General features: G+C 71.3%; 20 protein-coding genes, 2 tRNA genes, 1 pseudogene and 1 riboswitch. Of the genes and pseudogenes, 13 read left to right on the top strand and 10 right to left on the bottom strand.

Annotated features, from left to right (window positions below; translation table 11 throughout):
• The first annotated feature begins 114 nt into the window (after positions 1–114).
• A tRNA-Lys gene (locus tag ACZ69Q_RS42845) sits at positions 115–187 on the top strand.
• 93 nt (positions 188–280) lie between these two features.
• On the opposite strand, the gene ACZ69Q_RS42840 is transcribed toward ACZ69Q_RS42845, so the two are convergent.
• The gene (locus tag ACZ69Q_RS42840) at positions 281–706 is read right to left on the bottom strand and encodes an arsenate reductase ArsC (protein ID WP_471053673.1); all 426 of its coding nucleotides are present in this window, start codon (positions 704–706) and stop codon (positions 281–283) included.
• A gap of 109 nt (positions 707–815) precedes the next feature.
• Here ACZ69Q_RS42840 and ACZ69Q_RS42835 point away from each other — a divergent pair, with 109 nt between their 5' ends.
• Both ACZ69Q_RS42835 and ACZ69Q_RS42830 read left to right on the top strand, forming a co-directional pair.
• Positions 816–1124: an ArsR/SmtB family transcription factor gene (locus ACZ69Q_RS42835; RefSeq protein WP_471053670.1), complete on the top strand. Its 309-nt coding sequence runs from the start codon at positions 816–818 to the stop codon at positions 1122–1124.
• Positions 1121–1900 (top strand): aquaporin, encoded by a 780-nt coding sequence (locus ACZ69Q_RS42830; protein ID WP_471053668.1) that lies wholly within the window; start codon positions 1121–1123, stop codon positions 1898–1900. The genes ACZ69Q_RS42835 and ACZ69Q_RS42830 overlap by 4 nt, the downstream gene beginning before the upstream one ends.
• A 99-nt stretch (positions 1901–1999) precedes the next feature.
• On the opposite strand, the gene ACZ69Q_RS42825 is transcribed toward ACZ69Q_RS42830, so the two are convergent.
• Positions 2000–2785: a sulfite exporter TauE/SafE family protein gene (locus ACZ69Q_RS42825; protein WP_471053666.1), complete on the bottom strand. Its 786-nt coding sequence runs from the start codon at positions 2783–2785 to the stop codon at positions 2000–2002.
• Between the two features lie 224 nt (positions 2786–3009).
• Between ACZ69Q_RS42825 and ACZ69Q_RS42820 the strand changes: the two genes are divergently transcribed.
• Positions 3010–3345 (top strand): YnfA family protein, encoded by a 336-nt coding sequence (locus ACZ69Q_RS42820; protein ID WP_383832809.1) that lies wholly within the window; start codon positions 3010–3012, stop codon positions 3343–3345.
• Positions 3346–3390: 45 nt separating this feature from the next.
• Here ACZ69Q_RS42820 and ACZ69Q_RS42815 read toward each other — a convergent pair whose 3' ends face one another.
• The gene (locus ACZ69Q_RS42815; RefSeq protein ID WP_471053664.1) at positions 3391–3768 is read right to left on the bottom strand and encodes an ArsR/SmtB family transcription factor; all 378 of its coding nucleotides are present in this window, start codon (positions 3766–3768) and stop codon (positions 3391–3393) included.
• A 152-nt stretch (positions 3769–3920) separates the two neighbouring features.
• Here ACZ69Q_RS42815 and ACZ69Q_RS42810 point away from each other — a divergent pair, with 152 nt between their 5' ends.
• Positions 3921–5294 carry an FAD-dependent oxidoreductase gene (locus ACZ69Q_RS42810; RefSeq protein ID WP_471053661.1) on the top strand — a complete coding sequence of 458 codons (1374 nt, stop codon included), beginning with the start codon at positions 3921–3923 and terminating at the stop codon, positions 5292–5294.
• A 28-nt stretch (positions 5295–5322) separates the two neighbouring features.
• Positions 5323–5790, top strand: coding sequence for an ArsI/CadI family heavy metal resistance metalloenzyme (locus tag ACZ69Q_RS42805; RefSeq protein WP_471053658.1), 468 nt, complete (start codon positions 5323–5325; stop codon positions 5788–5790).
• Between the two features lie 63 nt (positions 5791–5853).
• Here ACZ69Q_RS42805 and ACZ69Q_RS42800 read toward each other — a convergent pair whose 3' ends face one another.
• On the bottom strand, positions 5854–6429 hold the full coding sequence (locus ACZ69Q_RS42800) for a TetR/AcrR family transcriptional regulator (RefSeq protein ID WP_471053656.1): 576 nt from the start codon (positions 6427–6429) through the stop codon (positions 5854–5856).
• A gap of 90 nt (positions 6430–6519) precedes the next feature.
• On the opposite strand from ACZ69Q_RS42800, the gene ACZ69Q_RS42795 reads away from it, so the two are divergent.
• Both ACZ69Q_RS42795 and ACZ69Q_RS42790 read left to right on the top strand, forming a co-directional pair.
• Positions 6520–7353: an oxidoreductase gene (locus tag ACZ69Q_RS42795; RefSeq protein ID WP_471053653.1), complete on the top strand. Its 834-nt coding sequence runs from the start codon at positions 6520–6522 to the stop codon at positions 7351–7353.
• Positions 7354–7719: 366 nt separating this feature from the next.
• Positions 7720–11001 carry a S8 family serine peptidase gene (locus ACZ69Q_RS42790; protein WP_471053650.1) on the top strand — a complete coding sequence of 1094 codons (3282 nt, stop codon included), beginning with the start codon at positions 7720–7722 and terminating at the stop codon, positions 10999–11001.
• Between the two features lie 69 nt (positions 11002–11070).
• On the opposite strand, the gene ACZ69Q_RS42785 is transcribed toward ACZ69Q_RS42790, so the two are convergent.
• Complete coding sequence (locus ACZ69Q_RS42785) at positions 11071–11715, bottom strand: GTP cyclohydrolase II (RefSeq protein ID WP_471053647.1); 645 nt, start codon at positions 11713–11715, stop codon at positions 11071–11073.
• A 110-nt stretch (positions 11716–11825) separates the two neighbouring features.
• Positions 11826–12341: a MarR family winged helix-turn-helix transcriptional regulator gene (locus ACZ69Q_RS42780; protein WP_471053644.1), complete on the bottom strand. Its 516-nt coding sequence runs from the start codon at positions 12339–12341 to the stop codon at positions 11826–11828.
• 66 nt (positions 12342–12407) lie between these two features.
• Here ACZ69Q_RS42780 and ACZ69Q_RS42775 point away from each other — a divergent pair, with 66 nt between their 5' ends.
• The 4 genes from ACZ69Q_RS42775 (at position 12408) to ACZ69Q_RS42760 (ending at position 16206) form a co-directional block, all read left to right on the top strand.
• On the top strand, positions 12408–13541 hold the full coding sequence (locus ACZ69Q_RS42775; RefSeq protein ID WP_471053642.1) for a dihydrofolate reductase family protein: 1134 nt from the start codon (positions 12408–12410) through the stop codon (positions 13539–13541).
• A 251-nt stretch (positions 13542–13792) separates the two neighbouring features.
• Positions 13793–13866: transfer RNA gene (locus tag ACZ69Q_RS42770), tRNA-Met, on the top strand.
• A 121-nt stretch (positions 13867–13987) separates the two neighbouring features.
• A complete protein-coding gene (locus ACZ69Q_RS42765) occupies positions 13988–14800 on the top strand; it encodes a PP2C family protein-serine/threonine phosphatase (protein ID WP_471053639.1) in 813 nt (270 codons plus the stop codon).
• Between the two features lie 214 nt (positions 14801–15014).
• A riboswitch (cyclic di-AMP (ydaO/yuaA leader) is annotated at positions 15015–15172 on the top strand.
• Between the two features lie 11 nt (positions 15173–15183).
• Complete coding sequence (locus ACZ69Q_RS42760; protein ID WP_471053636.1) at positions 15184–16206, top strand: M23 family metallopeptidase; 1023 nt, start codon at positions 15184–15186, stop codon at positions 16204–16206.
• Between the two features lie 123 nt (positions 16207–16329).
• On the opposite strand, the gene ACZ69Q_RS42755 is transcribed toward ACZ69Q_RS42760, so the two are convergent.
• From ACZ69Q_RS42755 to lhgO, 3 genes are all read right to left on the bottom strand, one after another.
• Positions 16330–17682 carry a PrsW family intramembrane metalloprotease gene (locus ACZ69Q_RS42755; protein ID WP_471053634.1) on the bottom strand — a complete coding sequence of 451 codons (1353 nt, stop codon included), beginning with the start codon at positions 17680–17682 and terminating at the stop codon, positions 16330–16332.
• A 121-nt stretch (positions 17683–17803) separates the two neighbouring features.
• On the bottom strand, positions 17804–18655 hold the full coding sequence (gene trmB / locus ACZ69Q_RS42750; RefSeq protein ID WP_471053632.1) for a tRNA (guanosine(46)-N7)-methyltransferase TrmB: 852 nt from the start codon (positions 18653–18655) through the stop codon (positions 17804–17806).
• Positions 18656–18761: 106 nt separating this feature from the next.
• A complete protein-coding gene (lhgO, locus tag ACZ69Q_RS42745) occupies positions 18762–19970 on the bottom strand; it encodes an L-2-hydroxyglutarate oxidase (protein ID WP_471053630.1) in 1209 nt (402 codons plus the stop codon).
• A 273-nt stretch (positions 19971–20243) separates the two neighbouring features.
• Here lhgO and ACZ69Q_RS42740 point away from each other — a divergent pair.
• Positions 20244–20994, top strand: a pseudogene (locus ACZ69Q_RS42740) (histidine-type phosphatase); the annotation flags it as partial.
• Between the two features lie 87 nt (positions 20995–21081).
• On the opposite strand, the gene ACZ69Q_RS42735 reads toward ACZ69Q_RS42740, so the two are convergent.
• A complete protein-coding gene (locus ACZ69Q_RS42735; RefSeq protein ID WP_471053628.1) occupies positions 21082–22506 on the bottom strand; it encodes an MFS transporter in 1425 nt (474 codons plus the stop codon).
• Positions 22507–22596: the final 90 nt, after the last annotated feature.

The raw sequence follows: 22596 nt of genomic DNA, 5'->3' as shown, positions 1-22596 counted from the left end.
CGGCGCGCGACGGCTCATTCCGACGCCCTGCGCGACCGCCGACGTGGCCGTGACCCGGATACCCGATCGGAGACACGGCCACGTCCGGCTATGCTCGGGGAGGCAACATCGCCTGGGCCCTTAGCTCAATTGGCAGAGCAGTGGACTTTTAATCCATTGGTTGTGGGTTCGAGTCCCACAGGGCCTACAGCTTGGACCCCAGCTCAGAGAGTGATCGAGCTGGGGTCCTGTCTGTTTTGGGTAGGGCGTGTGTTCGTCGGCCCGCCCACCCGTACACCGACTACACCGCGTTGAACGGCTGTGCCGGGACGCCGAGGTCGTCGAGGAGGCCGCGGACGCGGCGTTCGATTTCGTCGCGGACGGGGCGGACGGCGTCGACGGACTTGCCCGCCGGGTCGTCCAGAGTCCAGTCGAGGTAGCGCTTGCCGGGGAAGACCGGGCAGGTGTCGCCGCAGCCCATCGTGACGCAGACGTCCGACTCCTTCACCGCGTCCACGGTGAGCATCTTCGGCACCTCGGCGGAGATGTCGATGCCGACCTCGGCCATGGCCTCGACGGCGGCCGGGTTGACGTCGGTACCCGGGGCGGAGCCGGCGGAGCGGACCTCGACGCGGTCCCCGGCCAGGTGGGTCAGCCACGCGGCGGCCATCTGGGAACGGCCGGCGTTGTGGACACAGACGAACAGCACGGAGGGCTTGTCGGACATCGGAGGTTCTCTCTTGTCTCACGACGGCATCAGGCACGTCAGGCATATCGGGCACCTGGACATCGGTACCCGTTGATGTCAGTCGCCGCTGATGTGACAGTATCAGTCCATGCTGACGTCAGTCGACACTGATCTGATCCGGGTTCTGGCCGACCCGCTCAGGCTCCAGATCGTGACCCTGCTCGCCAAAGAGACCCTGTGCACCACCCACCTCGTGGAGGAGACCGGTGCCCGGCAGACCAACCTCTCCAACCACCTCAGAGTGCTGCGCGAGGCCGGGGTCGTCGAGACGGAGCCGTGCGGCCGGTTCACCTACTACCGGCTCAAGCCCGACGTCATCGCCCACCTCGCCGGCCGCTTCGCGGACCTGGCCGAGTCCGCTCGCACCGCCGCCGAGAACAAGAGGGCCTGCCCATGACCCCCGCCGAAGCCGCCTCGACCGACGAGTCCGCGCCGGCCGCGCCCGTGCCTGAGTCCGTCGCGCCCGCCCCGGGAGCCACCCCTGCGCGCAGCCCGCTGGTCGCGCGGGCCTCCGCCGAACTCATAGGCACCGCCCTGCTGGTGGCGGTCGTGGTCGGCTCCGGCATCCAGGCCACCGAACTGACCGAGGACGTCGGCGTACAACTGCTGGCCAATTCCACGGCCACCGTCTTCGGTCTCGGCATCCTGATCCTGCTGCTCGGCCCGGTCTCCGGCGCCCACTTCAACCCGGTCGTCACGCTCGCCGAGTGGTGGACCGCACGACGCGGCGGGCCCGGAGTCACGCCACGCGAGGTCGCCGTCTACGTCCCCGCACAGGTCGTCGGCGCCATCGCGGGCGCCATCCTGGCGGATGCGATGTTCGGCGAACCGCTGGTGAAGTGGTCCACCCACGACCGCTCCGCCGGACACCTGCTGCTCGGTGAAGTCGTCGCCACCGCCGGCCTGATCCTGCTGATCTTCGGCCTGGCCCGCGCCGGCCGACTGCAGTTTGCGCCCGTTGCCGTCGCCTCCTATATCGGCGCCGCGTACTGGTTCACCTCCTCCACGTCGTTCGCCAACCCGGCCGTGACGGTCGGCCGCGCCTTCACCGACACCTTCGCGGGCATCGCCCCCGGCTCGCTCGCCGGGTTCGTCGGCATGCAACTCGTCGGCGGTGTGGTCGGGCTGGCCCTGGTGGGCCTCGTCTTCATGCCCGGACGATCAGCGGAATGAGCCACAGCACGCAGGCCGTGGCGCTCGCCGTTGGTCGTCCCCGCCCGTGAGGCAGGTCGCGAGATCGCCGGCCTACGCGCACCGGCCCCGGCCGTGGACTCACTTCAGGGTCTGGGCGGCGTACAGGGCGCCGAGGGCTGCGGCGAGGCCGCCGAGCAGGAGCCGTAGGGCCCGTTCGGGCAGGCGAGGTTGGAGGCGTGCGCCGAGGTAGCCGCCGATCAGGCCGCCGGTGCCGCAGGCGAGCCCGAGCCACCAGTCGGGGCCGACGTCTCCGGGGCTCACGAGCGACAGCAGCGCGTAGGCGGCGGCGCCGACCAGCGAGGTGGCGAACGTGGCGGCGAGCGCTGCCGGTGCGACGCGTGCGACGGGCAGGCCGCGTCCGACGAGGATCGGCCCGAGCAGCGAGCCGCCGCCGATGCCGTAGATGCCGCCGACCACGCCGACCACCAGCGCGAGACCGGTGAGCGTGCGCGGGGCCAATTCGCCTGCGGGCGGCGTCCGGTGGTGCGCCGGGGCGAGGGCGCGCAGGCACAGCCACAGGCCGAGCGGCAGCAGCAGGGCGGCGATCAGGATGCGGAAGACGTCCGGGCCGGGGAGGGCGAAGACCCGGATGGCGGCGCCGAGGACGACGCCCGGCAGTGTGCCCAGCACCAGGCGTCGGGCCAGGTCGCCGCGCAGGGCGCCGTCGTTGCGGTAGCGCCACAGGGCGCCTGGCCCGGCGACGACGTTGAACAGCAGGTTGGTCGGGGTGACCGCTGGATTGGGCACGCCGAAGACACTTAGCTGGACCGGGAGGAGGAACACCGCGCCGGACACGCCGACCGGGGCGGTCACGGTCGCGATCAGCAGGCCGGCGACCAGCCCTCCCACCCATGTCCAGTCCACCGTCGCCCCCGCTTGCCGATCGCCCGGTCAGTATCGGTGCTTCGGACCGGAGCGGGGGTGGCCTGCAACGAGATGTTCATGAGCAGCAGGTGCAGTAGGGCCGGCAGCCGTACGCGTCCGCGTCGTCGTTCGCTCCCCTCCGGTCGCAGTCTCCACATGCGGCTGCGAAGGCAAGGCCGCACGGGCCCCGAGTGGGCGCCGGTGAGCTGCGTAGAGTCCCGCCCATGACCGTAGCCCGCTCCGTTGCCCTGTTCGTTGTCGCCGCTCTCTTCGAGATCGGTGGCGCGTGGCTGGTCTGGCAGGGCGTTCGTGAGAACAAGGGGTGGATCTGGGCCGGTGCCGGGGTCATCGCGCTCGGCCTGTACGGGTTCGTCGCCACCTTGCAGCACGACGAGAACTTCGGCCGGGTCCTGGCCGCCTACGGCGGCATCTTCGTCGCCGGATCGATCGCCTGGGGCATGATCGCCGACGGCTACCGCCCCGACCGCTACGACATCATCGGAGCCCTCATCTGCCTGGCCGGCATGGCCGTGCTGATGTACGCGCCCCGCGGCAACTGACCCGCCCGCGAACAGGGACTTGCCGGTCGCTCGCCGGCGGGACCGTCAGACCACGGCCGGCGCGATGGTCAGCAACTTGCCCATCGCGGCCAGTACCGACGGCTCGACCCGGTAGTAGACCCAGGTGCCGCGCCGCTCGGAGGTGAGCAGGCCGGCCTCCTTGAGCTTCTTCAGGTGGTGGGAGACGGTCGGCTGGGAGACGCCGACGTCGGAGATGTCGCACACGCACGCCTCGCCGCCCGCATGCGAGGCCACCGCCGAGAACAGCCGCAGACGCACCGGGTCACCCAGCGCCTTGAACATCCGCGCGGCCGTCTCGGCCTCCTCGGCCGTGAAGGGGCGCTCGGTCAGCGGAGGGCAGCACGGGGCCACGGCCTCGGCGGCCTCGGGCTCCAGCAGCGGCAGCACCTTCGTATTCGACATGCATCTATGTTGACATACGTCGAACCAGGCAGGCCAGACGTCGCCACCTTGCAGAATTCGACAGATGTCTATGTTGACGACCGTCTAATCAGGCGTCATCCTGGCCAGGTAAGACATCGACGAACATCGAAACAAAGGGGAACCTCGTGGCCGTGTCCATCACCAGCGTGCCCACCACCGGCCGGCCGCCCGTCGTGGTCATCGGAGCGGGCCCCATCGGCCTGGCCGCAGCCGCCCACCTCCTGGAGCGCGGTTTCGAACCCCTGGTCCTGGAAGCCGGACCGTCCGCCGGGACCGCTGTACGCGACTGGTCGCACGTACGGCTGTTCTCCCCCTGGGCAGAGGTCACCGACCCCGCCGCCGAGAAGCTCCTCGCCCCCACCGGCTGGACCCGCCCGGACGGCGCCACCTACCCGACCGGCGGCGACTGGGCCGAGCGCTACCTCCAGCCCCTCGCCGACAGCCTGGGCGACAAGATCCGCTACGGCACCACGGTCACCGGCGTCGCCCGCGCCGGCCGCGACCGCGTCGTCGACTCCGGCCGCGACGAACAGCCCTTCACCGTCCACATCCGGCTCGCCGACGGACACGAGGAGCGGATCACCGCTCGCGCCGTCGTCGACGCCTCCGGCACGTGGTCCACCCCCGGTCCAATGGGCGCCGACGGCCTGCCCGCCCTCGGCGAGAGGGCCGCCGCCGACCACATCGCATACCGCGTCCCCGACCTGAGCGCCCCCGCCGTTCGCGCCCGTTACGCCGGCAAGCGCACCGCGGTCGTCGGCTCCGGCGCCTCCGCCTTCACCGCGCTCGCCCTGCTGGCCGACCTGGCGAAGGAGGACGACGGCACGCACGCGGTGTGGATCCTGCGGCGCGGCATCAGCGACAACACCTACGGCGGCGGCGAGGCCGACCAGCTCCCCGCCCGGGGCGCACTCGGCCTGCGCGCCAGAGCCGCCGTCGAGGCCGGTCACGCGAGCGCGGTCACGGGGTTCCGTACACAGGCTGTGGACCGGGAGGGCGACCGGCTCGTCCTGGTCGCGGAGGACGGCCGCCGCCTCGACCCGGTCGACGAGGTCATCGTCCTGACCGGCCTCCGCCCCGACCTGTCCTTCCTCTCGGAAGTCCGCCTCGGCCTCGACGAGCGCCTCCAGGCGCCGACCGCCCTCGCTCCGCTCATCGACCCGAACGTCCACTCTTGCGGCACCGTCTACCCGCACGGCGTAGGCGAGCTCTCGCACCCCGAACAGGGCATCTATCTGGTCGGCATGAAGTCCTACGGCCGTGCCCCCACCTTCCTCGCCATGACCGGCTACGAGCAGGTCCGGTCCATCACCGCCGCCATCGCGGGCGACCGCGAGGCCGCCGAGCGCGTCGAGCTCACCCTCCCGGAGTCGGGGGTGTGCGGCGGCGCGGGCCTCTTCGACGAGCCGGAGAACTCCGGTGAGTCCGGCGGCGGATGCTGCGCCGCCCCCGCCACCCTCCAGATCGGCACCGGCACCCCAACCGCCTCCTCCGGCGGCTGCTGAACACCCCACCCACCCAAGGAGGTTCGCCGTGACATCCCGTGTACAGCTCGCCCTCCGCGTCCCCGACCTCGCGGAATCCGTCGCCTTCTACGCGAAGCTCTTCGGCACCGAGCCCGCCAAACTCCGCGACGGCTATGCCAACTTCGCCATCGCGGAGCCCCCGCTCAAGCTCGTCCTGATCGAAGGAACCGCGGGTGAGGCGACCCGCATGGACCACCTCGGCGTGGAAGTCGACAGCACCGAGGCCGTCCACGCGGCCACCACACGGCTCGGCGAGGCCGGCCTGGCCACCGACGTGGAGAAGGACACCACCTGTTGCTACGCCCTCCAGGACAAAGTCTGGGTCCACGGCCCCGGCCAGGAGCCGTGGGAGGTCTACGTCGTCAAGGCGGACGCGGACTCTCTGACCAAGCAGCAGGGCAGCGCGTGCTGCGCCGGTACGGCCGAGGCCGGCACCGGCCCGGAAGAACCGGTCGCTGTCGGCGACTGCTGCTGATCCGCCGTTGACGTACCGGTCTCGATGGACGGCCGATGTTCGGGCCGCGCCCAGAACCCCGTTTCAGCTCTGTTCTGTGCGGGTGTGCGTGGTCAGGCCGGTGAGGACCAGGGCGAGCCAGCGGGCCCGGGTGGCGGGTGGCTGGTCGGTGGGGGCGGTGTTGAAGAGCAGGTAGAGGTCGTCGACGGTGACGTCCTGGTGGATGTCTCCGTCGGCCTGTCCCGCCTGGATCAAGGTGGCCAGCGCGGCGCCGGCGCGGGCTTCGGCGTCCCCGCCGGCCAGGTCGGCGCCGAGGGTGTGGGCGGCGGCCTTGACGGCGCGGTTGGTGGCGGTCGCCTCGATGACGTAGTCCAGGAAGCCGGTGATCTCGTCCATGGCGCGCGAGCCGGACGCGAGGCGTTCGCGGGCGGCCTCGGCGACTTCGGCGACGTGCCCCAGGTATTCGGCGATGACGGCCGTCACCAGGTCGGTCTTGTTGGGGAAGTGGCGGTAGAGGGTGCCCACGGCCACGCCCGCGGCGGCGGCGATCTCGTCCATACCGGCATCGGGTCCGTGCAGGGTGATCTGCTCGCGGGCGGCGTCGAGGATCTTCTTGCGGTTGCGGACCGCGTCGGCGCGCGGCGCTCGGGCGGGTGGCATGGCTCTCCTGCGGTCGGGTTGCAATAACGTGAACCACGGTTCATGATGGATTGTGAACCAACGTTCATCTTACTCTCCCGAGGATCCGTCATGACCACGAAGACCGCACTCGTCACCGGCGCCTCGTCCGGCATCGGCGAGGCCACCGCCCTGAAGCTGCACGCCCTCGGCTACACCGTCTACGGCGCCGCCCGCCGCACCGACCGCCTCCAGGAGCTCGCCGGCCACGACATCCGCCCGCTCGCCATGGACGTCACCGACGACGACTCCATGCGCGCGGGCATCGAGAGGATCGTCGCCGAGACCGGCCGCATCGACGTCCTGGTCAACAACGCCGGCTACGGCTCCTACGGCGCCATCGAGGACGTACCGATGGACGAGGCCCGCCGCCAGTTCGAGGTCAACGTCTTCGGCGCGATGCGCCTGGCCCAGCTCGTCCTGCCGCACATGCGCGCCCAGCGCTCCGGCTCGATCCTCAACATCACCTCCATGGGCGGGAAGATCCACACCCCGCTGGGCGGCTGGTACCACGGCACCAAGTTCGCGCTCGAAGCCCTCAGTGACTGCCTGCGCCTGGAGGTCAAGCCCTTCGGCGTCGACGTCGTCGTCATCGAGCCCGGCGGCATCAAGACCGAGTGGGGCGGCATCGCCGCCGGGAACCTGGACAAGACCTCCGGCGGCGGTGCCTACGCCAGGCAGGCCGACGCCGTGGCGGCCGCTTTGAGGTCCGAGGCCAACACCAAGCGCAGCTCTCCGCCCCAGGTCATCGCCGACGCGATCGGCAAGGCCGTCACCGCCCGCCGGCCCAGGACCCGTTACGCCACCGGCTTCGCGGCCCGCCCGTTGATCACCATGCGGCGCGTCCTGCCCGACCGGGCCTTCGACGGCCTCATCACCCGGGTCATGGGCGTGCCCACCTCCTGACCCGCACGGAGCGCCATTCCCATCAGGGGCGACAGGTTCCAGTCCGTGTCGGCGGGGATGCCCGGCTCGCGCCGCTCAAGCAGGTCGCCGAGCGGTTCGAACCGGTGGACCTCGCCGCTCCTCGACCGTGTCCCGGACCGGGCGCACCGCCGGCACGCAGGGAATGTCACAGGCCGGCCCGATAAGTCCCCCCTGGCACATGGCGAGTTCCCGCCAGTCCGCGATTTCCCCTCCGCGAACTATCAATAGAAAACGGTCCCTTGAGGAAGGCTGGGCGATCATCCGGGATCACATTCCGGACCGCGGCGGTCGAAGGTGCTCGACCCGGCCGCCGACGCCTATGTTCCTTCAGCACCAGGGATCACCATGCCCCCCACCCCCCACCCGGCCGCGATACCGGGCGCGAGAAGCGTCGCCCGGATCGCCGTGGCCGCAGGGCTCGTCGCCGCGCTCTCCGCGGCCGGGCCCCTGCCCCTCGCCCTCGCCGCGGACGGCGCCACCGGCACCGCCTCCACGGCCGACCCCGGCGTCAAGTCCGCGCACGACAAGCTCGGTTCGGACGACGCCGACCTCCTCGCCGAGGCCAAGGCACAGCGCAGCAAGAACGTCACGATGATGATCGCCACCGCACCGGGCCGGACCGAGAAGGTCGCCGAGCAGTTGGACGCGGTCAAGGGCGGCTCCGTCGGCCGTACCTACGACAGGCTCGGTTACGTACGGGCCACCGTGCCGACCGGCAAGGCGGACTCCGTCATCGCCGCCGCCGCGCGGCTCACCTCCGTGCAGGCCATCGACCTGCGCGAGGAGATACCCCTCGAACAGCCCACCGCCGACACCGGCAGGTCCAGCGCGTCCGCGGCCACCTACCCCGGCCCGGGCAGGACCACCCCCGCGAAGAACCCGTACAACCCGTCCTTCGAGACGGGCGCCGTCGACTTCGTGAAGAAGAACCCGAAGGCGGACGGGCGGGGAGTGACCATCGGCGTCCTCGACACGGGCGTCGACCTCGCGAGCCCCGCGCTTCAGAAGACCACCACCGGCGAGCGCAAGATCACCGACTGGGTGACCGCCACCGACCCGATCGCCGACGGCGACGGCACCTGGCGGGCGATGACCACCTCCGTCTCGGGGCCGTCGTTCACGTACGGCGGCAAGAGCTGGAAGGCGGCCCAAGGGTCGTATCTGATCAGCACCTTCCGCGAGTCGGTCACCGCGCAGGGCAAGGTCACGGACGGCGACGCCGACGGTGACGTCAACCGCGACGGCGACACCACCGACGACTGGGGCGTCCTGTACGACCCGGCCGCCGGCACGGTCACCGTCGACGTGAACGACAACGGCGACTTCACCGACGACACCCCGATGAAGCCGTACAAGGACGGCCACCAGGTCGGCCACTTCGGCACCGACGACCCGGCCACGGACATCCCCGAGACCCAGGACTTCGTCGTGGAGGTCCGGGGGGACGTCCCGATGGACCCGCTGGGCGGCGACTGGGCCGGCAAGAAGGCCGACTTCGTCAACATCGGCCTCACCGCGGGCGCGCACGGCACCCACGTCGCCGGCATCACCGCCGCCAACGGCATGTTCGGCGGCGCGATGGACGGCGCCGCCCCCGGCGCGAACATCGTCTCCGCGCGGGCCTGCGTCTTCGGCCCCGGGTGCAGCAACGTCGCGCTCACCGAGGGCATGATCGACCTCGTCGTCAACCACGGCGTCGACATCGTCAACATGTCCATCGGCGGCCTGCCCCCGCTCAACGACGGCAACAACGCCCGCGCCGAGCTGTACACGCGGCTCATCGACACCTACGGCGTCCAGCTCGTCATATCCGCAGGCAACTCCGGCCCCGGCGCCAACACCATCGGCGACCCCGGCCTCGCCGACAAGGTCATCTCGGTCGGCGCGGGCGTCTCCAAGGAGACCTTCGCCGCCAACTACGGCACCGCCGTGGCGAACAAGTACCAGCTCTTCAACTTCTCCTCGCGCGGCCCGCGTGAGGACGGCGGCTTCACCCCGACCGTCGTCGCCCCCGGCTCCGCGGTCAGCACGATCCCCGCCTGGATGCCCGGCGCACCCATCGCCGAGGCGGGCTGGAAGCTGCCGGCCGGCTACGCCATGTACAACGGCACCTCGATGGCCTCCCCGCAGACCGCGGGCGCGTCCGCGCTGCTGCTGTCGGCCGCCAAGCAGAAGGGCATCGATCTGACGCCCCAGAAGCTGCGCACCGCGCTCACCTCGACCGCCCATCACATCGAGGGACTCCAGGCGTACGAGGAGGGGGCCGGCCGCATCGACGTCGTCGACGCCTGGAAGGCGGTCAAGGCGGGCGCCACCGCCCACGACTACGCCGTCAAGGCCCCGGTCGACACCGCGCTCGACCAGGCGCTGAAGACGCCGGGCTTCGGCACGGGTCTGTACGACCGCGAGGGCGGTCTGAAGGCCGGTCAGAAGATGACGTACGACGTCACCATCACCCGTACGTCCGGCCCGGCCGGCTCGCTCCCGCACACCCTGCGGCTGGCGAACAACAAGGCCCGCACCTTCTCGGTCGCCGGCCCGAAGGTGGTCGACCTGCCGCTGAACAAGGCGGTGACGGTCAAGGTGCAGGCCGCGCCGAAGCGCGCCGGCATCAAGAGCGCGATCCTTGAGGCCGACGACCCGCGGACGGCCGGCGTCGACGAGCAGATCCTCGCCACCGTCGTGGTCTCCACGCCGGTCCGGCACACCTTCACCGCCTCGGGCTCGGTGCAGCGCAACAACGTGAAGTCGTACTTCGTCACCGTCCCCGAGGGCGCGAAGTCGCTCCAGGTGACGCTCGGCGGGCTGAAGGACGGCAGCAAGACGCAGTTCAGCGCCATCAGCCCGTACGGCGTCACGGCCGCCGACGACGACCCGGCCACGACGGACATCGCCGCCTACGAGGACCCGCAGCCCGGCGTCTGGGAGATCGAGGTCGACTCGCGCCGTACGTCGGCGCTGCTGGACAACCCGTTCAAGCTGAACGCCACCGTTTACGGCGCGTCCTTCGAGCCGGAGGCCGTGACCGTACCCGAGGCCGAGGTCGGGTCCGCGGTCGCCGCGTCCTGGACGGTGACCAACAAGCTGGAGTCCGTCGAGGGCCGCCTCAAGGGCGGCGCGCTCGGCTCGTCGAAGACCGCGCGGCCGACCATCGCCGCCGGTCAGACGCATACCAGCACCATCGAGGTGCCCGAGGGCACCACCTCGCTGGACGTCGCCATCGGCAAGGTCTCCGACCTCGGCGCCGACCTCGACCTGTCGGTGTACGACGCCCAGGGCAAGCTCGTCGGCCAGTCCGCGGACGGCGACGCCGATGAGTCCGTCTCCGTCGCCGACCCGGCCCCCGGCACCTACACCGTCGAGGTGGCGGGCTTTGAAGTGCCGTCCGGCTCGACCGCGTACGACTACCGGGACGCGTTCTTCTCCACCGCCCTCGGCACGGTCGAGGTCGACGAGTCGACGCCGGTGAAGCTCGCGACGGGCGACTCGGCGAAGGTGGCGGCCGACGTCACCGTCGCGCGGGCGGTGCCCGAGGGCCGGCAGCTCTTCGGTGAGGTGCGGCTGGTGAACACGCGCGGGACGACCGCGGGCGTGGGCGGGGTGACGATCCAGAAGGTCACGCCGTAGCGGTCGTACGTACGACAGTGGGGCGGGCGCCCGGTGCCGGGTGCCCGCCCTTCGTCATGCCGTGCGCGCTCAGCCCGCGCTGAGCTTCGCCAGGTCGCCCAGCGGCAGGGTGTGCTGGGTCTGGAGGACCTTCGCGCGCAGGTAGCGGACGTTGTCCGCGGTGGCGAAGACGCCGGTGGGGACGCGGTCCTTCACCTCGATGCCGAGGGCGCGCAACTGCTCCGCTTTGTCGGGGTTGTTGGAGAGCAGGTCCAGCTCGCCGACGCCGAGGGCGGTGAGCATCTGGGCGGCGGCCGTGTAGTCGCGGGCGTCCTCCGGGAGGCCGAGGGCGGCGTTCGCGGCGTAGGTGTCCAGGCCCTCGTCCTGGAGGGCGTACGCGTCGAGCTTGTTGTAGAGCCCGATGCCGCGGCCCTCCTGGCGCAGGTACAGCAGCACGCCGCCGCGCTCGGCGATGCGCTCGACGGCCTCGCGCAGTTGGGGGCCGCAGTCACAGCGCGCCGAGCCGAAGACGTCGCCGGTCAGGCACTCGGAGTGCAGGCGGACCAGCGGGGTGGTGCCGGGGGCCGGGTCGCCGAGGACGACGGCCACGTGCTCCAGGCCGTCGGCCAGGCCGTGGAAGGTGACCAGCTCGGCGTCGACGCGGTAGCCGTCCTGGAAGCGCAGCGGGACCCGGACGCGGGCGCGCTGGGTGGCGGCGGCGGTGAAGTCGGGCATGCGGGTTCTCCGGGTTCCGTACGTGGGTGTCTGCTTCAGATTTGAAGCAGGTCCTCGACCCAGGACCCTACCCGTGCTTTAAATTTGAATCAACAGAATTGTCGTCCAGGTCACGAACAGGACTTGGCCGAGCGTCGCCGCCAGGGCACGTCGTCCCCGGTGACCTTCGCCGCGTCGCCCTGGAAGCCCTCGGTGACCTGCGTGAAGATCTCCTCTAGCTGCCGGACCTGCTCCGGGCTCAGCCGGTCGAAGAGCACCGAGCGCACGGTCTCGACATGGCCCGGCGCCGCGCCCTCAAGGACCGTCATGCCCTCGTCGGTGAGCGCCGCGATGCTGCTGCGTTTGTCCCAGCGGCAGTCCTCGCGCCGCACCAGGCCGTCCTTCTCCAGTCGCGTGACGGCGTAGGTCAGCCGACTGCGGGTGATCTTCAGCCGTTCCGCGAGATCGGTCATCCGAAGCCGCCGTTCCGGGGACTCGGACAGGCTGGACAGGATGGAGTAGTACATGTGAGGCATGCCGGCCTCCTGCTGGAGCTGCCGGTCCAGTGCGTCCTCCACCAGATGGGCGGCGCCGATGTACGCGCGCCAGGCGCGTTGCTCCTCGGGGGTGAGCCAGCGAGTCGTCATGGGACCAGTGTAGGTTTGTTTCAAACTTGAACCAAGATCGAGTCTGTCGAGCCGGAGAGCGCGCCGATGCCGTCGTACCCCTACGTCCTGCTGTCCGCCGCCGTCTCCCTGGACGGCTACCTCGACGACACCACCCCCGAACGGCTGCTCCTGTCCAGCCCGGCCGACTTCGACCGGGTCGACGAGGTCCGCGCGTCCGTGGACGCCATTCTGATCGGCGCCGGCACGATCCGGGCGGACAACCCGCGGCTGCTGGTGAACTCGGCCGAGCGGCGGGCCGCGCGGACGGCGGCGGGCAGGCCGGAGTATCCGCTCAAGGTCACGGTCAGCGCGTCCGGCGAGCTGGACCCGGCGGCGAACTTCTGGCACACCGGCGGCGAGAAGATCGTCTACACGACGGACAAGGGCGCGGAGCAACTGCGGCAGGCGCCGGTCGCGGCGGACGTCGTCGCGCTGGGGCCGGAGCTGGACTGGCGGGCCCTGCTGGCGCATCTGCGCGAGGTGCGCGGCGTGCAGCGGCTGATGGTCGAGGGCGGCGGCACCATCCACACCCAGCTCATGCTCCAGGGGCTGGCGGACGAGTTGCAGCTCGTGCTGGCGCCGCTGTTCGTGGGTGATCCCGAGGCGCCGCGGCTGTTCGGGCCGGGCGGCTATCAGGGCGGCCGGCTGCGGCTGCTGGAGTCGCGGCGCATCGAGGACGTCGTGCTGATGCGCTACGCGCCGACGGCACCCGGCGCCGGCGCCGTCCCCTCGGCCGCGGACCGGCACTGGCTGGCGCTGGCCTGCGAGCTTGCGGCGCAGTGTCCGCCGTCGGCGACGGCCTTCAGCGTCGGCGCGGTGGTCGTCGCGGCCGACGGCACCGAGCTGGCGCGCGGGTACTCCCGCGAAGGCGGCGATCCCGTGGTGCACGCGGAGGAGGCGGCCCTGGCGAAGATCGCGGCCGGGGACCCGAGGCTCGCGTCCGCCACCGTGTACAGCAGCCTGGAGCCCTGCACGCACCGCTCGTCCCGGCCCGTGCCCTGCGCACGGCTGATCCTTCAAGCGGGCGTCCGCCGGGTGGTGACGGCGTGGCGGGAGCCGGACACGTTCGTGACGGGGGCCGACGGGAGCGGGATGCTGGCGGCGCAGGGCGTGGCCGTCCTGGTCCTGCCGGAGTACGAGGAGCGGGCCAAGGCGCCCAACGCCCACCTGGCGCCCTGAACCGCCTCCGCCAAGCCCTTTGAACCGCCTCCGTCACTCTCTGAATCGCCTCCGCCAAGCCCTTGAACCGCCTCCGTCACTCTCTGAATCGCCTCCGCCAAGCCCTTTGAACCGCCCTCCCGCCGCCCTGTGCGACCCGCTGTCCGATGTGACCTGGCCCGCACAACCGCCCGAAAAGTCCTGGTCAGAAACGGCTCCCGGGAAAGTCGTGTGCTTTGGGTCCCGCGGATGGCGTACTATGGATTCAACGACGCGGGGTGGAGCAGCTCGGTAGCTCGCTGGGCTCATAACCCAGAGGTCGCAGGTTCAAATCCTGTCCCCGCTACTGAAGACTCAGGGCCGGAACTGATTCAGTTCCGGCCCTGAGTGTTTTCCCGGTCGGCCCTCAGCGCTCGCCCCCACCACCGCTTCGGTGACCCTGGTGAGGTGGAGGAAGGGCGGATCTCATGCGCCGGTTCGTCCGGTCGCTCCCCGCCCTGCTGATCGCGGCCGGAGCCGTGTACGACCACGCCACACCCCTCGACTACACCGGCGCCCCGTTCCTCACCGCCGCGCCCCTGGTCGCCGCCCCGCTCCACTCGCAGCGCGGCACGGTGCTCACAGGCGTCGCGGCCATCCTCGTCCGGTTCATGCTCCGTGTCGTGCGCGGCAAGGGCATGGGCGCGGTCGGGGTGAGCGCGGTCGTGATCGGCGCCTTCCGGGAGGCCGCGGAACAGGAGGCCACGCTGGAGGCGGTCGCGCAGCGACTTGAGCGGGCGCTGGCGCGCGAGCGGGCCAGGCGCGAAGGGGGCGGGATCCGCGAAGGGTTCACCACGGTGGTACTCGCCGAACTGCCGCACGGCGACGCGACCGTGCGCCTCGTCAACCGCGGGCATCTCTCGCCCCTGCTGCTGTACGCCGACGGCACCGTACGCCCGCTGCCCGCCACCGAACCCGCCCTGCCGCTGGGCATGAGCGAGCTCGGCACCTGGCCCGACCGGGCCGAGGAGGCCGCCTTCCCGTGCGGGGCCACGCTGCTGCTGTACACCGACGGGCTGTCCGAGGCGCGGGACGACGGCGGACGGTTCTACGACCCCGAGACGGGCCTCGCGGGGCGCGCCAACGCACTGCGCGAACCGGGTGCGTTGCTCGGTGTGCTTTCGGTGGAGGTGCGACGGCACTCCGGTGGAGGGATGGCGGACGACATGGCCCTCATGGCCCTACGCCGGGGCGCCCGCGCCACGCCGCCGCGATCCCTCGACCGCCGTCACCGGCGGTGATCGGTCGACCGCCCTCCGCATAACAACTGACATACCGTCAATACCTGTGAGGCCTCTGAGCCTGGGCCAACTCGCCCGAATTAGGCCACTCATGACCCGTAAGTCCAGGCGAAAATCGTTAATGATCAAGAGGAACAGCTTGGAATCCATACCCCGCGTCTATTAACGTTCGATAACGCAGCGCGGTCGTCCCAGCCGTCACAAGAGTCGGCTCCGTGCGCACGCGCCGAGTCCCGCAAGGGAGCCGGGGAACCACCACCCTGGGGTGAATCGCACGGATTCCGCCGTGGAAGCACGGTTGGTATACGCGCGTAGGAGACCTTCCTGCTCCGAACCCGTCAGCTAACCCGGTAGGCGAGAAGGAAGGAAAGGAGTACGCCCACGTGGCGTCAAACCGGCCTGCTCCGCAAGCCCCGTTCGTGCCGAGCCAGCGCACCACCGACACCTTCGGCTACGACAGCTACCGCACCGACGAGGGCCCGTTCGAGGAGTGGAACCCCACCGCGGAGTCCATTCGTCCCGTTCGCGGCAGGCATCGCGTCTCCAAGCAGCGCGGCGGGGGACTCGCCCGCAGCTCCACGGTTCTCGGCGTCGGCGTCATAGCCGCCGTCGGCGCGGGCGGCATGGCCAGCGCGAACAGCGGCAAGCCGCCGGTCGCCATCACCATGCCCGACCTGCCGCTGATCTCCGACGACTCCTCCGAGCCCGCCGAGGACACGGCCACCGCGTTCAGCACGATGGGCGAGACCACCGAGCAGACCGCGCAGGGCTCCGACGCCGGCGAGGCGCTGCGCAGCCGGATCATCGCCCAGGCCGAGCTCCAGCAGGACCAGATCGACAGCAAGGCCGCCGCCGCTGCCGTCGCCGCCGCCGAGAAGGAGGCCGCCGAAGCGGCCGCCAAGGCGGAGGAGGAAGCCAAGGCCAAGGCCGCCGCCGCGAAGGCCGCCGCCGAGGAAGAGGCCCGCAAGAAGGCCGAGGCCGAGCGCCTCGCCGAGCTGGCCAAGCAGTACACGCTGCCGACCTCCTCGTACACCATCACCTCGACGTTCGGTCAGGCCGGCGCCTACTGGTCCTCCGGCTACCACACGGGCCTCGACTTCGCCGCCCCCACCGGGACGCTGATCAAGGCGATCCACTCCGGCACGGTCACCTTCGCCGGCTGGGACGGCTCGTACGGCTACAAGACCGAGATCACCCTCGACGACGGCACCGAGCTCTGGTTCGCGCACCAGTCCTCGATCAGCGTCAGCGTGGGCCAGAAGGTCAACACGGGCGACGTCATCGGCCGCGTCGGTGCCACGGGCAACGTCACCGGCGCCCACCTGCACCTCGAGGTGCACCCCGACGGCGCCGCCAACGGCATCGACCCGATGGCGTGGCTCCAGGGCAAGGGCCTCACCCCCTGAGGCACCCCCCGCCGGTCGTTCAATTCTGATCCCCGGCGGTCCTGACGGCGACCCCCCGACGTCAGGACCGCCGGTTTCGGCATGCCCGCAGAGCCTGTTGGCGCCCCCTGAATCCCGGCCCGGTCACATCCGGTACGGGTTGTACGCGGGGTACGGCGCCGCCGGGCCGTACACGGGAGCGTCGACCTGGCCGTAGGACTGCCAGTAGACCGGCGCCGGCGCCGCGTACGTCTGCCCGTACCTGTGCTCGTATCCCCACCAGGCCTGTGCGGCGGCCGCGTGCTCCAGGGCCGGGCGGGCGAACTCCCGGCGGTGCCACAGCTCGTGCAGCAACTCCTGTTCCCGTACGACGAAGTCCGCGCCGGCCCGCCCGCGGCGCCCCCGGTGCCGTAGGAACGCGAGCGAGGTCGCGTAGGCCTCGTACTGCGCCACGGCCCGCGCCGCCGACCGCCCGCCGTGGTGGCGCGCGTACTGCCGGGCGACCCGTCGGTCCCGCATCGAGCCCAGCGCGAACGGCTCGCCCGGCGCCAGCCACCCGGCGACGACATAGGCGGGCAGTTCCTCGCGCACGGTCCGCAGCTCGCGCTGGCGGGTCCAGATCACCAGCCAGGTCAGCAGCCCGAACGCGGGCACCATGAGGGTCGCGTACACGGCGAAGAAGCCGTACTCGCCGAAGGTCGAGGAGCCGTTCCACAGGGCGTGCATGCCCATCGCGAGCAGCAGGCCGAGGAGCGGGAGCAGGACGCGGCGCACATGCTGGCGCTCACCCGACAGCGCGGCGATGCCGAAGCCGATGCCGGTCAGGACGGTGAAGAGCGGGTGCGCGAAGGGCGACATGATCACGCGGACGAAGAAGGTCGCCGCCGTGACGGAGGCGATGCCGCGGTCGCCGGTGAGCTGGTCGGTACCGAAGGCGGTACCGAGGTAGAGGATGTTCTCGGTGAAGGCGAAGCCGGTGGCGGTGACCCCGGCTATCACCACGCCGTCGACGATGCCGGTGAAGTCCCGGCGGCGGAAGAGGAAGAGCAGCAGCACGGCCGCGGACTTCGCCATCTCCTCCACGACGGGCGCTATGACGGTCGCGCCCAGGGTGTCCGCGTGCGACGGATCGGCCGTCGCGGTCGCTATCCATTTGGTCGCGAAGCTGTTGGCGACGATCGCTATCAGCGCGGCCGCGCAGGCACCCCAGGCGAAGGAGAACAGCAGATTGCGCCAGGGCCCCGGCTCGACCCGGTCCAGCCAGCGGAAGGAGGCCACCAGCAGCGGCACGGGCAGGACGGCGAGCCCGAGGCCGACCAGGAACCCTTCGGTGCCGGTCTGCTCGCGCACCAGCGCGAGGATGACCAGCCCGGAGAGCGTGAGCAGGGTGCTGAGCGCGCCGTAGCGCACCCATCGCCTGTGCCACCAGTGCGCGTGCCGCAGTGCGCCGCCGGTGGGACCGGTGGGGTGCGTCGGGTACGGGGGACTGGTGGCCACGGCATTGACCCTAACGAGGCAGAGGCGCCGCCCGCAGCAGCGCGAGGGGGCTCGGGCGCCGGTGGGGTTGTTGTCGGTGCTGCTGTCGATGTTCTCGTGGGTGCTGTTCTCCCCGCTGCTCCTACCGCTGTACGCGGCGGAAGAGCAGGTCGTTCACCACATGACCCTTGTCCAGTCCCTGGCCCTCGAAACGGGTCAGCGGCCGGAACTCGGGACGGGGCGCGAAACCGCCGTCGGCAACGGTGTTCTCGAAGGCGGGATGCGCGGTGAGCACTTCGAGCATCTGTTCGGCGTACGGCTCCCAGTCGGTGGCGCAGTGCAGCAGCGCGCCGGGCCGCAGCCGGGTCGCGGCGAGGCTGAGGAACTCGGGCTGGATGAGCCGCCGCTTGTGGTGCCGCTTCTTGGGCCAGGGGTCCGGGAAGTAGACGCGCAGCCCGTCGAGCGCGTCCGGCTCCAGCATCTCCCGCAACAGGATGATGGCGTCGCCGTTGGCCACGCGGACGTTGCCGAGTCCGTGGTGGTCGGCGAGGTTGAGGAGGTTTCCCTGCCCCGGGGTGTGGACGTCGACCGCGAGGATGTTGGTGCCGGGGTCGTCGGCGGCCATCTGCGCGGTGGCCTCGCCCATGCCGAAGCCGATCTCCAGGACGACGGGGTTGTCGTTCCCGAACAGCTCGGCCAGGTCGACGACGCACTGCCCGTCGATGTCCAGGCCCCACTTGGGCCACAGCCGCTGCAACGCGTCGGCCTGCCCCGCGGTCACCCTGCTGCGCCGTGGCTGGAAACTCCGGATCCGCCGCTCGAAGTGCGACCCGGCCGGATCGGCCCTGGGCCCGTCCGGGAACCGCGGCTCACCCTTGGCCCGGGTGTGCCGGACGGAGAGCCCGGGAACATGATGCAGACCCTCGCCACCGATCTCGGACTGAGCGGGGGTGGCGGGGTGGGGGACTTCGGAGGCGTTGAGGGAGTCAGACACAGTGGGGTCGATTTTACGGGGAGCAGGACAAGGCGGATCCACGGCCGTCCCGGCCCCCGCGGACCAGCTCGCCCGCGGCAAGGGCGGCCCCTCCCTGCGGCCCCGCTCACACGGAGCCCAGCACCGCCAACGCCCTGCGTGCCACCTCCCGCCCGATCGGCAGCGAAGCCGTCGCCGCGGGGCTCGGAGCGTTCAGTACATGCACGGCCCGTGGTCCCTCGCGGATAAGGAAGTCGTCCACCAGCGATCCGTCCCGGAGCACCGCCTGCGCCCGCACTCCGGCCGCCGCGGGCACCAGATCGTCCGACGTCACGGCCGGCAGCAACCTGCGCACGGCCACCGTGAACGCCGCCCTGGACACCGACCGCCGCAGTTCCCCGGCCCCGTACCGCCAGTGCCGCCGCGCCATCCGCCAGGTCCCGGGCCAGGCCAGTGTCGTCCCGACCTCCCTCGGCCGTACGACACCCCAGCCGTAGCCCTCCCGGGCCAGTGCCGGCACCGCGTTCGGCCCGATGTGCACGCCCCCGTCGATCCCGCGCGTGAGATGCACCCCGAGGAACGGGAACGCCGGATCCGGCACCGGATACACCAGCCCCCGCACCAGCTCGGGCCGAGCCAGGGAGTAGTACTCCCCCCGGAAGGGCACGATCCGGACCTCCGGCTCGTCCCCCGTCATCCGCGCCACCTCGTCGCAGTACAGCCCGGCGCAGTTCACCAGGACCCGCCCCCGCACGATGTCCCCGGCCGTCGTCCGTACGGCGACTCCCAGGTCCGCCCGCCGGTCGACGCGCTCGACCTGCGCGCCGTAGCGGATGTCGGCACCCGATCCCTCGGCGAGCTGCCGGGCGACCCCGACGAAGTCGCACACGCCCGTCGTCCCGACGTGTATGGCGGCGAGGCCGCGGACCTCCGGTTCGTACTCCGCGATCTGCGCCGCGCGCAGCTCCCGTACCGGAATGCCGTTCTCCCGGCCGCGCTGCACCAGGGCGTGCAGGCGGGGCAGCTCCTCCCGCTCGGTCGCGACGATCAGCTTGCCGGTGACGGCGTGCGCGATGCCGTACTCCGCGCAGAACTTGACCATCTCGGCTGCGCCCCGCACCGCGTACCGCGCCTTGAGGGACCCCGGCCGGTAGTAGATCCCGCTGTGGATGACCCCGCTGTTGCGTCCCGTCTGATGCCGGGCGGGGCCCGGCTCCTTCTCCAGTACGGTCACCCGGGTGCCCGGCGCCGCGCGCGTGATCGCGTACGCCGTGGCCAGCCCGACGATCCCACCGCCGACCACGAGCACGTCACAGTCGTAAGCGATCGCACGCACCTGCCCCACCTCCCGGTTTCGATAATGCACTGCGCCACTGACAGCGCGGTCAAACCCACGGAACGCCGCGCTCCGCCCAAGGCGCCGGCCCGCGCGCCGCTGGCGAGGCGATTCCAAGGGGGGAACCTTGGGCAAGGCCGGGAGATCCGGCCACTCACCTGCCCCGAACCAGCCACGGGAAGTTCACGCGCCGCTTCGACGATGCGGCAGGTCACCCCGGCCCGCCGCATCGCTGCGACGCAGCGGCGCTGAACGAAACGGCACATCGATCCGGCCGGCGGCGCGGCCTACCGGGACTACATCGCCCACGACCAGCGGCTCGCGAGCACCCTGAAGTCCCTCACCGACCAGCCCACCACCCACCGCGCCGCCCGCGACGTACTGAAGAAGCTCTTCAAGGGCGCCTTCGTCGACCGGCTCTCCGACGCCGACCGTGTGGCCGCCGCCACGGCCGTCCACAACCTGTACGCCATCGCGCCCGCCATGAGCGACGAGAGCCCCGGCGGCCGGGGCTGGGGCATGGAGCGGTTCATGACGCGGCGGGACGCGGCCTGGTTCGGGTACCTGAGCGACGCCGAGGACTTCTACGAGAAGGGTCCGGGCTTCGCCGGCAGCGACATCACCTACCGGATGGCCGACGTCCTCCTCGACGGCTTCTTCGACAAGGCCGAGGCCAAGCGGGACGGCACCGGTGACCTGGGCGCCGAACTGCGCTTCACGCACGCCGAGGAGATCATCCCGCTGGCCGCGCTGATGGGCCTGCCCGGCAGCACGAAGGGCGCCACGGACCGGCAGCCGTACACCTGCGCCGACAACCCGTGGCGCGGCGCGTCCGTCGCGCCGCTCGGCTCGAACATCCGGTGGGACGTCTTCCGCAAGGGCGACACCTACCTGGTGCGGATGCTCTAACAACGAGAAGGAGACCGCCTTCAGGGCGGGCTGCCGGCCGATCGCCGGGAACAGAGCCTTCTACGACCTCGACGAGCTGGAGCGCTGCTTCGGGCGTGCCGACAGCGCGTCCTGACCGCGGCACGGCAGGGTCAGGACGGAGGCGGCGGCTCGGTTCTGCCGAGCCGCCGCGCACTGCACGCGTGCGTGCGGGCACGCTCGCTCAGGCCGGTGCCATGAGCAGCGGCCGTGCCCGCTCCCGCAGTTCGACGACCCGCGGCTCGTCGCCGTAGGGCTCCAGGCGGTGCAGCAGGTCCTTCACGTACTCGGTGGTGCGCGCGGACGATATCCGCCCCGCGACCTCCACCGCCCGCACGCCCTGCTCGCATGCCGCGTCGAGGTTGCCCGACTCCAGTTCGGCGACCGCCGAGACGACGAGCCGCAGTCCGTGCGAGCGCACGAACTCCTCCGTCGGCTTCGACAGCGCCTGCTCGGTGAACCGGCGTACCTGGCGCGGTGCCTTGAGGTCCCGGTAGCACTCCGCGGCGTCCGCGGCGAAGCGGTCGTAGGAGTAGAAGCCGAGCCAGGACGGGTCGTTGTCGCCCTCCCGGGACCGCTCCAGCCAGCCCTCCGACGCCTTCAGGGCCGCACCGGCGGCCTGCGCGTCGCCGGCACGCGCGTGTGCGCGTGCCTCGACGAGGCGGAAGAAGCTCATGGTGCGGGCCGTGGCGAGGCCGCGGTTGCGTTCCAGTGCGGCCTGCGCGAGGTCGACGCCCTCGTCGCCGAAGCCCCGGTAGGTCGCCTGGAGCGACATCGACGCGAGCACGTACCCGCCCAGAGGCACGTCGGCCGCCGCGCGGGCGAGCCGCAGCGCCTGGATGTAGTACCGCTGCGCGGCCTCCTGCTGCCCGGTGTCGAAGGCCATCCACCCGGCGAGGCGCGTGAGTTCGGCGCTCGCCCCGAACAGGGCCCGGCCCACCTCGTCGGAGTACGAGCCGAGCAGCAGCGGTGCCGCCTCCACTCGTAAGCACTCGGGCACCATGGACGAACGCCAGTCGCCGCCTCCGTACTTGGAGTCCCAGCGCCTGGCGTCCTCTGCGGCCTCCCGCAGCTTCTGCACATCGCTGTGGCCGACTTTGAGCGGTGCGCCGGAGCCCTCGGAGGGGCCAACCTCCCGTGCGACCGAACTGTCGGCCGGGGTTATCAGCCACCGTGAGGCGGGCGTTGCGTATGCGCTCACCGCGAATGATCCGGCCAGTGACTGCCAGATGCCGCCGGATCCCGCGCGGCGGCCGGCGAGGTCGAGACGGTAGAGCTCCGTCGCCGACTTCACCGCCTGTCCGACGTCCCGGGGGAAGGCGAGGCCCACTTCGGGTGCGGGGTCCGCGTCCGCCAGGCCGATCTCGTGGAGCGGCACGGGGCGGCCGAGCTTCTGGCCGATCGCGGCGGCGATGAGATGCGGCGCGGCGCCCTGCGGCACCATGCCCTTCGACACCCAGCGCGCCACCGAGGTCTTGTCGTAGCGAAGAGTCAGGCCCCGCTGAGCGCCAAGGTCGTTGACGCGCCGAGCGAGTCCTGCGTTGCTGATTCCCGCGAGGGCGAGAACGGTGCCGAGTTTTTCGTTCGGCCCGCGTTGCTCCCTGGACATGCGCCACCCCTCGACACAGACGGCTGCCGCGCTGGCATAACCACGCGGCATTCGTAAACCCAGCGTAGTTCGCCGCATCCCAAGCGTTAA

Source organism: Streptomyces sp. NPDC036764 (genome assembly GCF_055609385.1).
Note: the sequence above shows the minus strand (reverse complement) of the source record. Positions and strands in the feature narration are given on the sequence as shown.

Coding starts and splice junctions, on each gene's coding strand:
- ACZ69Q_RS42840 (WP_471053673.1), bottom strand. CDS start 706: ATGTCCGACAAGCCCTCCGTGCTGTTCGTCTGTGTCCACAACGCCGGC.
- ACZ69Q_RS42835 (WP_471053670.1), top strand. CDS start 816: ATGCTGACGTCAGTCGACACTGATCTGATCCGGGTTCTGGCCGACCCG.
- ACZ69Q_RS42830 (WP_471053668.1), top strand. CDS start 1,121: ATGACCCCCGCCGAAGCCGCCTCGACCGACGAGTCCGCGCCGGCCGCG.
- ACZ69Q_RS42820 (WP_383832809.1), top strand. CDS start 3,010: ATGACCGTAGCCCGCTCCGTTGCCCTGTTCGTTGTCGCCGCTCTCTTC.
- ACZ69Q_RS42815 (WP_471053664.1), bottom strand. CDS start 3,768: ATGTCGAATACGAAGGTGCTGCCGCTGCTGGAGCCCGAGGCCGCCGAG.
- ACZ69Q_RS42800 (WP_471053656.1), bottom strand. CDS start 6,429: ATGCCACCCGCCCGAGCGCCGCGCGCCGACGCGGTCCGCAACCGCAAG.
- ACZ69Q_RS42795 (WP_471053653.1), top strand. CDS start 6,520: ATGACCACGAAGACCGCACTCGTCACCGGCGCCTCGTCCGGCATCGGC.
- ACZ69Q_RS42790 (WP_471053650.1), top strand. CDS start 7,720: ATGCCCCCCACCCCCCACCCGGCCGCGATACCGGGCGCGAGAAGCGTC.
- ACZ69Q_RS42785 (WP_471053647.1), bottom strand. CDS start 11,715: ATGCCCGACTTCACCGCCGCCGCCACCCAGCGCGCCCGCGTCCGGGTC.
- ACZ69Q_RS42780 (WP_471053644.1), bottom strand. CDS start 12,341: ATGACGACTCGCTGGCTCACCCCCGAGGAGCAACGCGCCTGGCGCGCG.
- ACZ69Q_RS42775 (WP_471053642.1), top strand. CDS start 12,408: ATGCCGTCGTACCCCTACGTCCTGCTGTCCGCCGCCGTCTCCCTGGAC.
- ACZ69Q_RS42765 (WP_471053639.1), top strand. CDS start 13,988: ATGCGCCGGTTCGTCCGGTCGCTCCCCGCCCTGCTGATCGCGGCCGGA.
- ACZ69Q_RS42735 (WP_471053628.1), bottom strand. CDS start 22,506: ATGTCCAGGGAGCAACGCGGGCCGAACGAAAAACTCGGCACCGTTCTC.